This is a genomic window from Chryseobacterium sp. HMWF035 (genome assembly GCF_003094695.1).
Lineage (GTDB): Bacteria > Bacteroidota > Bacteroidia > Flavobacteriales > Weeksellaceae > Chryseobacterium > Chryseobacterium gambrini.
Map to the genome: position 1 here is coordinate 26,671 of NZ_QEHP01000143.1, position 7,863 is coordinate 34,533.

Below are 7,863 nucleotides of genomic sequence, written 5' to 3' on the forward strand. Positions count from 1 at the left end.
TCCCAGACACAAGCTTCTTTATTTCTCAGATACACAGTTCCATGAAATCCACGCCACCTGGGAGTTTTGCGAAGAGTTATTTAAAACACATGGTGTTCCTTACTTCATTGCCAAAAAAAGAGACTGCATTGTTAATATCCACGCCATTGAACGGATTGAGAGAAAAGCCCTTCGCCTCAGGCATAATATTCATGTTCGTTTAGGAAAGGGAAAATTTACGCAGCTGAAACAAGTATTGGAAAGATAAAAATTAAAAAAACAGTTGCATTTTTCATACAAAAACATAATCTGAAAATACAGATGTCTTATTGATATATTTTATTTATACAGCTTTGAATAGGTTTTGGTGCCCTAATCAAGCGGAAGCAGAAGAGTTTTTCTCTTCTGTTTTTTACTTATCAAAAAAAGCTTATATTTAGGAAAGGACATTGATTAAATGATACAGGATAAAGAGATCAGAATGGAAAAAGCTAAAATTGATGTTTGAGCAACACCTTTGCATCAATGGTAAAAGCAATGTTAAATCAAAATGCCCAATAATTAAAAACAGATTAAAACATCCCTAAAAAAAAATTAACTGAAATAGTAACCCATGAAAAACTCATATGGAAATCATACAATATAAAAATCTCAGAGTAATAGAAGAATTTTCTGTTACTCATTCTGTCAGTCTGGAATACTCTGAAATTTGTTTTCATGAATGCCTCAAATTCCTTAGTCTGGTAAAATATTCCAATCAGTCAATACAGCCTAGTATTCTTGTAGACGGAATATGGCATATTTTTATCACCCATACGAAAGACTACAGAGAATTTTGTAAAAAATATATTGGCTTTTTTGTTGATCATTTACCCTGTGACCCCAATCCTGTATTTTTTGATAACACGATAAAACTTCTTCATAAACATTATGGCAGCATTAACACAATATGGGGGCTTACCGATGCTGACGTTGAAAATATTATTTCCGGGACGGTTTCTTCAAAAGAATTGGTATTATCCGGTAAATTTGCATCAAGTGATTGTTATATAGCGAATTGCGGTCCTTCTCACGGAGGCTGTGAACCTAAAAAAGAACAGGGAGGATGCTTTCTGTTCGCTATTATAGGATTAATGACTGCTTTTCTTTCCGTTTTTGCATTACTTTTATGTATCCGGATTTAATGAAAATGTTCCCTGTCAGCGTATTTTCCATACCGAATTCAACACTTATGGGAAACAGGGGCCATCAGGGCAATGCCTGCTGCTGTTAAAACAGACTTGCTTCTGTACCATCATAAAACTGCCGGTCGAAGAATTTTTCTGTTTCCAGCTCGTCCATTGATTTAAAAAGAAAGTGTGCTTTGGTTTGAGAAAAATCAGGGTTCCCGCATATTTTCTCCATGATATTATTCAGGACGGCCTTATGTTTAAAAACACAAAGTATGCGGCTTCCGTAATCTAATCCATACTGTTCCGAAGGCATTCCGCGCTGCAACGCTTTCAGGTGCAGGGAAAGGCTTTTCAAAATCCTTGCCGTATTTCTGTCTAAAAATACCTCCAGAGTATAAATCTCCTCTCTCCAGGGGGTATTAAGCATGAATATCGCATCCGGAATAAGGTACTGATTGTCCCGGGCTGTAATGGCAGATGCAGCGCGGTAACCTTTATCCTTTCCGGTAGAAACTTTATCGAAATAGGTTGTAAAGAAAGAAACACCCAGATCATTTTTCTCAGCAAATATCCTGAGCTCAATTTCAAAATTAACGACAGCAAGCCTGTGGAAGTAGTCAAAACCATACACCGGAGAATTTCACTTAGGATATCTTACAGGAAAACGTTCTCCGTAGAACTGCTGTAAAAGTACTGCTGCATGTGGCGTTAAAAAGAATATATGCTCTAACCTTCCATGGATGGGGTGAACAGCAAAAGAAAGGCTCTGAACCAAAGGCTTTGGCATTTGCCTGAGCAGGGAAAGGGTTCTGTTCAGGTTCCTTCTGTCCTTCATGGCATCAAGACGCAGGAGCTGCGAGATGGTCAGGTACTTAAAAGTAGAGAGATGAACCAAAATTCTCTCCATCGCGGGAGTCAGGATTTCTTTTTTTGTTTTCATTTTTTTGTTTTTGTTTAGGAGGTGGATAAACGTGCAAATAAGGCTACAGATACCGGAGGGAGACAGGAAACAGAAGATTTGAGTTTATCGGTGCTGCTCAAAAAGAACAGCGATAAATATTAATACAGTCCTGTGTTCCTTATCTGATGCCTGATCCCTGATTACAATGAATACTTTGCCGGAATCCCTTTCGGGAAATCCTCTTTTGGGTTGGTTTTTGTTTGAGGGTTTGTAGAGTTTTTAAGATTATTGTTCGGAGAAGAGCAGGACGTTGTGTCAGTTTTCTGAACATAATCCTTTACATACTGATTGTTTTCGGGAGGTACTTCTACAGGCTGATGATCAGTGCTGTGGTAAAGTCCCGATGTATTCAGCACATATTCTTTTAATGATTTTACTTCATTACTCAATCCAAAGTAACGTTTTGGGTTTTTCAGTAAAAAGGAAGGAGCCTGTATTTTAATCGCCTTATGGTGATCGACTTTAATATAGAACTCATACGGCTTTAATTCCTGCAGCTGTTCGTAAGTCAGTCCAAAGTCCCCTGCCTGGGCTTTGAGTGCCGGCATCCCGTTGATTCATAAGATCTTTACGGCAGAATTATTTAGGGCGGTATTTCTAAGTTCAGGAGAAAGAGACCCAATACTCTGAAGGGCAATGACAAGGCCTAATCTGAATTTTCTGGCTTCACATAATATGGTTTCAAAAGCAGGAGATGCAAAATTTTGGAATTCATCCACAAAAAGATAGAAAGGAAGCCTGTGGTTTTCTGGCACAAAAGCTCTTTTCAGGGTCAGGCTCAGAAGGGTTGCGGTGATAAATTTTCATAACGCTTTACTCGCCTGTTCCCCTAACTTTCATTTGGAAAGATTCACCAGCACGACCATCCCCTGATCTATTGCTCTTTCAAAATTCACCGTGGGAACTCCGTTCAGCATATGATATACTGCCCAGTGGTTGGAAAGATTCTGGATCCTGGTATAGAGCGCCATCTTGGTGGCTTCATATCTTTTATGGGAGAAATTTTCAAAAAAGCTGCGGTATACAGGATACGGAGACTGTTTTCCAAGAGCAATCCGTTTTTCATTTGCCGTATCGTCCATCATCTCCTGCAGATCCCTGAGCCCGCAGCCGCCCTTCGAAAATAAAAGAAAAAGACAGGGTTTGAGCAGGGTATCCATATAAAGGCTCAGTCCGGCACTTCCCATAAGGTCCAGAAAGGCGGCGGTAAACTGCTGGCAGAGAAGATCTGCCATAACCGGATCATTTACTTGATGATAAAAAGGGTTGATACAGGGAATGCTGTGCCTTCTGAAAAAAGGGTCAATATAGACAAGGCGCTCAGGCTTTTGGATATTCAGACGCAGGGAAAGTAAAGATTCGGACACATCCCCGTGGACATCCAGGAATACCAGTGATGCCTGCTGCTTATGATGGGTATGCTGCTGGATTTGAAAAAATACATTTTTAAGAAGCTCGGTTTTTCATGACCCTGATTTTCCTGTCAGAAGAGTATGCCTGTCCATATCTTTCAGGTGGAAAGGCACCGGACCTGCTGAAATGAAAGATTTTTTTCATTACGGAAAAAAAATCTGAAAAAAGAATTAAAGAAAGAAGAAAGTATTATTTTCATGAGAATACAAAGAAGAAATAAAATATTTTGATGTATACTATATTGACAGGAAGTAATATTCCGCTTCCGGAAACTTGTCTGTTATATTTTTTTTCTGCTGTCAGTTGTTTTCTGCTGTTTCTTTAAACATTCTGTAAGAAGGCAGGTTCCGGCATTTTGGGATGAAAAGCAGATAGAAAGACAGTCCTTATTTTGCCTGATCTGCTCCTTACAGCAATAGCGACACATATGGATTGACAGCGACAAAGCAAGTCTATCTTCAAAATGCAGCTCTATTTTAGTGTACCGTGTATCTGGTGTAGCAGCGGAACAATAAAATAGTCGCCATATCAGTATTGGTACACGATTACATTGGTAAATTCTTAGATTAATTTTATGGGAACATTAAAAAAGGGACTTATTTTTTAATTTGTCAAGCGGTTGAAATGACGGGTTTTGAATACCCTATTGAGAACCCGTATGAGAACCCTTACGGCAACCCTTATGAAAACGACTTATCGGACAACGATTTGCTTTTATCTAAGCGGCAATACGCCAGATTTTCCCTGATAGAATATCACTAATTTCCGCATTGCTTCACTTCTCTAAAATACCGTACTGCTATTTCCGCTCCGTCAAGTCCAAAATACACATTCCCCTTGCATTAAAAATCATACTTCAGTATACCACAAAACGTCGACATTTTATCTTCCTAAAAAAAACACGTAAACAAAAACAAAAATATCTCTTGTGAAAAATACAGATCAATAATTACTAAGGAGAATTAAAAGCACTTACAAAAAAAATAATTGTACAACCATTCAATAATTCGTAAAGCAATGAAGAAATTAGTCAACAAAGAGGTCGATTTGGATCTGACAAAAATTGACGGCAATGCCTATTCTATAATGGGAAACTTCAGTAAAGAAGCAAGAAGGCAGGGCTGGAACCAGGAGGAAACCGAGGAACGAGGTTCATGAACTCCTTAAAAAAAATAATAAATCTGTGAACTAAATTGATCTTGTCCTGGAAGAATGCCAAAAAGGAGACTACAACCAGCTTGTGGCTGCCATACTTCTGTATTGTGAATCTCCCGGCGAAGCATCCGAAGATTTCAAATCTTCTGAATATGAAAACAATGAAGAATAACTATGGGAACACGAAGCTTAACGGTGGTGATCCACAAAGGTGAAATAAAAGTAGCCCGGTACGGGCAGTGGGACGGTTATCCCGAAAGTCTTGGAATCTCCACCCTGTCTTTTCTGAGGAATTCAGCAAAGGTAGAATTACTGAAACAGATGTTACCTAAAGTATGCTTTTTTAGCACCAGCCATTCCCCGGAAAATATGGATATGAGCCGAAACCCCGGAATATACTTTGCGGATGAATGGGGAAATGATCCGCAGGGCAATGGAACAACATTCCGTCATACTGCCCCGAACACGAATGATTCCATATTTATTTCGGGATTACGCGAAGACGAACATATTCTTGAGCTTATCCTTGGGTATAAAGACCGCGTGGGAATTATATTGACTGACAGCTACGGTTTTGCCGCAGAGAGTCTCTGGTGCCCGTGGGCGTATGTGACAGACTTTGACAGGAATACTTTTGAAGTCTATTGCGGGTTCACCGGCGGAGGAATAGCTCCGGCGGATCGTTTCTACCATTTATACAAAGAGGTTTCGGATTATTATCCCGTGAAGCTTCTGGTAAGCTTTCCTTTAGATCAGCTGCCGAGTGACGATGAGTTCATTGTCACATGCCGAAAGCTTTTAAAAGAAAGATAATCCTGCAAAAAGGAAAAGTCTTAGACTGTAGACAGCGGATGACAGCATTCACCGTTTACCCTCTGAAACTCAAATATTAAATACCAAACCAACAAATACTTAAATCAAATGACAACCAACCCAACCAAAGACCGCCTGCTCATTTTATGCTATCTTACTTTTTTGCAGAATCTGCTGCAGGCAAAAAGAGATTTCCGGTATTGTGAGATTCTGCTCACTTTATTGGAGAAAGAAGACCTTATTGCTGTTATCCTGTGGATCGGTGAAGGAGAGCTTCCTGAAGACTTAACAGATGTAGAAACGATGGATAAAGAAGAACTGCTGGATTTTATCGGCGGTGACTTTATTGTAGTTCCCTACCTTATTGAGTACTGGAAGAGTAAAACGGATTACCCCGTTACTCCCGAAAAAGTACACCATATACTCACCCGGCTCCAACTGCAGAATCATTATCTGAGGGAAAAAAATATTCCGGACTGGGATCCATATGATTACAGCAATTATAATACACTCTGCGAAAAAGCAGGAATTCCGAAAACGGTGTACGGAATCTTTGACAACGATGTCAGTGAAGAAGACAAATACATAACCGCTCCTCTTCACGGATTTTTCCATCATGAACATCAGGCACAGACTCTTCTCAACGATAGGGAAGATAAAGAATCGTATAAAATCCTGATGCTTTAGCACAGGTTTTAATATGGGTTTCCGACTGATAACCAATGGTTATCAATAAGAAATGAAAATAATGAATCAGTGTTTTCAGTGTTGCGATGTTCCAGTGTAGCAATATGCCAAAAGTATAATACACTTTACATTCGGGATCACTCCGAAAACCAAATATCAGACAACCAATACTAAAATTATGAAAAAAGAACCTTTTTTGGAATACTTTGACGACATCCATAAGGCGACGGACTTTGCCCTCTGGCAGAGTTTTAAGCACAGAAAGACAAAGGAACAGTTCGGGATTCTGGACGGACCGGCAAACAATTATGCCGTGGTCAACCGTACCATGCTTGAAGATCTGGAGATGGAATTCAGGCTTGCAGTTCCCGAGGATTACCACTGGATGAATTATGCAAAAATACGGCTCATCCGAAGTTCGGAAGATCCCCTTCCTCATTGGGAGGAATTGATGGGAGCGTTTTCTGTGATGAGTGGTGAGATACTGAGATTCATCCTTCATTACAGGATCCCTCTAAAGAAAATCATCCGCTATGAACTTGCTTCAAGAGGCTTTGATGAAAACCATGAGTGGGTAGGCTTTGAAAAAGCACAACAAATATGGATGAAATAAACGGAAGCCTTCGGCTGTCTGCCGAAACTTCCCCAACCGATCACTCATGATGAACACAAACGGACTGAAACAGATCATGATCCTTGGTAAGGAACAGCATGCTGACTACCTTCAGATATACAAAGAAGAGCCTTTAAATTTTGAAGAATTTGTAAACTTCATGCTGGGATCACTCTATGATAACGGACTGGTCATTGAAGAAGTTATTCCTGCCCGGGACGGCAATACATTGATTGTTGTCTACAGGGTTCTTCTGAAATAATCTAATCCTTTTCACGGATTGTGATCCGGAACGTAATAAAACAGTAAAGATTCTAAAAACAGTCAGCATGAAAATCGATCCTGAAAAAGTACCCGTGATGAAAAACTTCTGTTCCACCTGTCCGTTCAAACCGGACGGGAAAGGAAGATGGCAAGATCCGAAGCTGGCGAATGAAGTCATTGTAAGGAATTTATTTAAAAGCCACCAGATCTGCCACGGAACTGAAGGAGAAAACAGAGAACCCCGCTTCCGCTGCAAAGGAGCTTTTGATCATAACCTCGAAATCTACCGCAGGCTCGGGTGGGATGATCTGGTCCAATAAAACAATGAAAAGAAACAGAATAGAAAATGAAATTAATAACTGAAACCCTGGAAGCAAGATTTGCAGAAACAGGCAGCCAGGGTGACGAAGAAAATCCGCTGATCATTGCCCGGTTCTTTAATCCCTGCGGTCCACAGACGTGGTATGCCACCGAATATGATCCTGCAACAAGGATCTGCTTCGGCTATGTTACCGGAATGGGATTCGATGAGTGGGGAAGCTTCTCCATAGATGAACTGGAAGCCCTGAAATTACCATTCGGGCTTACCATCGAAAGGGACTGCTATTTTGAAGAAATAAGGTTTAATGATCTGGATGAATAAGCAGAAAGAAATCAAGCAAAAACAACGTAAAAAACAATTATCCTTATAATCATGAAAGCAACCCGAAGACTTATCTCCATCATATGGACGGTGGAATACGAAAAAGTCTCTGAAGGAAAAGTCAGGATTCTGAGTTACACCAATACAGATCCTGAAGGATACA

The 7,863-nt window shown here is 40.0% G+C and carries 13 protein-coding genes; 8 read left to right on the forward strand and 5 right to left on the reverse strand.

Annotation, left to right across the window (positions count from 1 at the left end):
* On the forward strand, positions 1–247 hold a 247-nt coding region (locus DD829_RS24015), incomplete at its 5' end, for a LytTR family transcriptional regulator DNA-binding domain-containing protein (RefSeq protein WP_194294706.1).
* Positions 248–605: 358 nt separating this feature from the next.
* Positions 606–1,163: a hypothetical protein gene (locus DD829_RS22465; protein ID WP_108409456.1), complete on the forward strand. Its 558-nt coding sequence runs from the start codon at positions 606–608 to the stop codon at positions 1,161–1,163.
* A gap of 85 nt (positions 1,164–1,248) precedes the next feature.
* Here DD829_RS22465 and DD829_RS22470 read toward each other — a convergent pair whose 3' ends face one another.
* The 5 genes from DD829_RS22470 to DD829_RS22490 form a co-directional block, all read right to left on the reverse strand.
* On the reverse strand, positions 1,249–1,782 hold the full coding sequence (locus DD829_RS22470; RefSeq protein ID WP_108409455.1) for a hypothetical protein: 534 nt from the start codon (positions 1,780–1,782) through the stop codon (positions 1,249–1,251).
* A gap of 9 nt (positions 1,783–1,791) precedes the next feature.
* Positions 1,792–2,091: a hypothetical protein gene (locus tag DD829_RS22475; RefSeq protein ID WP_108409454.1), complete on the reverse strand. Its 300-nt coding sequence runs from the start codon at positions 2,089–2,091 to the stop codon at positions 1,792–1,794.
* Positions 2,092–2,252: 161 nt separating this feature from the next.
* Positions 2,253–2,660, reverse strand: a complete 408-nt coding sequence (locus DD829_RS22480) for a hypothetical protein (RefSeq protein WP_108409453.1) — start codon at positions 2,658–2,660, stop codon at positions 2,253–2,255.
* A gap of 9 nt (positions 2,661–2,669) precedes the next feature.
* The gene (locus DD829_RS22485; protein WP_165796583.1) at positions 2,670–2,867 is read right to left on the reverse strand and encodes a TraM recognition domain-containing protein; all 198 of its coding nucleotides are present in this window, start codon (positions 2,865–2,867) and stop codon (positions 2,670–2,672) included.
* Positions 2,868–2,948: 81 nt separating this feature from the next.
* Positions 2,949–3,299, reverse strand: a complete 351-nt coding sequence (locus tag DD829_RS22490; RefSeq protein ID WP_123906970.1) for a hypothetical protein — start codon at positions 3,297–3,299, stop codon at positions 2,949–2,951.
* A gap of 1,555 nt (positions 3,300–4,854) precedes the next feature.
* On the opposite strand from DD829_RS22490, the gene DD829_RS22495 reads away from it, so the two are divergent.
* From DD829_RS22495 to DD829_RS22520, 6 genes are all read left to right on the forward strand, one after another.
* The gene (locus tag DD829_RS22495; protein WP_108410668.1) at positions 4,855–5,493 is read left to right on the forward strand and encodes a hypothetical protein; all 639 of its coding nucleotides are present in this window, start codon (positions 4,855–4,857) and stop codon (positions 5,491–5,493) included.
* A gap of 108 nt (positions 5,494–5,601) precedes the next feature.
* Positions 5,602–6,180 (forward strand): hypothetical protein, encoded by a 579-nt coding sequence (locus DD829_RS22500; protein WP_116548166.1) that lies wholly within the window; start codon positions 5,602–5,604, stop codon positions 6,178–6,180.
* Between the two features lie 178 nt (positions 6,181–6,358).
* Entirely contained in the window at positions 6,359–6,793 is a 435-nt protein-coding gene (locus tag DD829_RS22505; RefSeq protein ID WP_108409417.1) for a hypothetical protein, read from the forward strand.
* Positions 6,794–6,839: 46 nt separating this feature from the next.
* The gene (locus DD829_RS22510) at positions 6,840–7,055 is read left to right on the forward strand and encodes a hypothetical protein (RefSeq protein WP_108409416.1); all 216 of its coding nucleotides are present in this window, start codon (positions 6,840–6,842) and stop codon (positions 7,053–7,055) included.
* Between the two features lie 97 nt (positions 7,056–7,152).
* Positions 7,153–7,377, forward strand: a complete 225-nt coding sequence (locus tag DD829_RS22515) for a hypothetical protein (RefSeq protein WP_123906971.1) — start codon at positions 7,153–7,155, stop codon at positions 7,375–7,377.
* Positions 7,378–7,403: 26 nt separating this feature from the next.
* Positions 7,404–7,700: a DUF2958 domain-containing protein gene (locus tag DD829_RS22520; RefSeq protein ID WP_116548168.1), complete on the forward strand. Its 297-nt coding sequence runs from the start codon at positions 7,404–7,406 to the stop codon at positions 7,698–7,700.
* The last annotated feature ends 163 nt before the right edge of the window (positions 7,701–7,863 follow it).

Coding starts and splice junctions, on each gene's coding strand:
- DD829_RS22465 (WP_108409456.1), top strand. CDS start 606: ATGGAAATCATACAATATAAAAATCTCAGAGTAATAGAAGAATTTTCT.
- DD829_RS22475 (WP_108409454.1), bottom strand. CDS start 2,091: ATGAAAACAAAAAAAGAAATCCTGACTCCCGCGATGGAGAGAATTTTG.
- DD829_RS22480 (WP_108409453.1), bottom strand. CDS start 2,660: ATGCCGGCACTCAAAGCCCAGGCAGGGGACTTTGGACTGACTTACGAA.
- DD829_RS22490 (WP_123906970.1), bottom strand. CDS start 3,299: ATGGGAAGTGCCGGACTGAGCCTTTATATGGATACCCTGCTCAAACCC.
- DD829_RS22495 (WP_108410668.1), top strand. CDS start 4,855: ATGGGAACACGAAGCTTAACGGTGGTGATCCACAAAGGTGAAATAAAA.
- DD829_RS22500 (WP_116548166.1), top strand. CDS start 5,602: ATGACAACCAACCCAACCAAAGACCGCCTGCTCATTTTATGCTATCTT.
- DD829_RS22505 (WP_108409417.1), top strand. CDS start 6,359: ATGAAAAAAGAACCTTTTTTGGAATACTTTGACGACATCCATAAGGCG.
- DD829_RS22510 (WP_108409416.1), top strand. CDS start 6,840: ATGATGAACACAAACGGACTGAAACAGATCATGATCCTTGGTAAGGAA.
- DD829_RS22515 (WP_123906971.1), top strand. CDS start 7,153: ATGAAAAACTTCTGTTCCACCTGTCCGTTCAAACCGGACGGGAAAGGA.
- DD829_RS22520 (WP_116548168.1), top strand. CDS start 7,404: ATGAAATTAATAACTGAAACCCTGGAAGCAAGATTTGCAGAAACAGGC.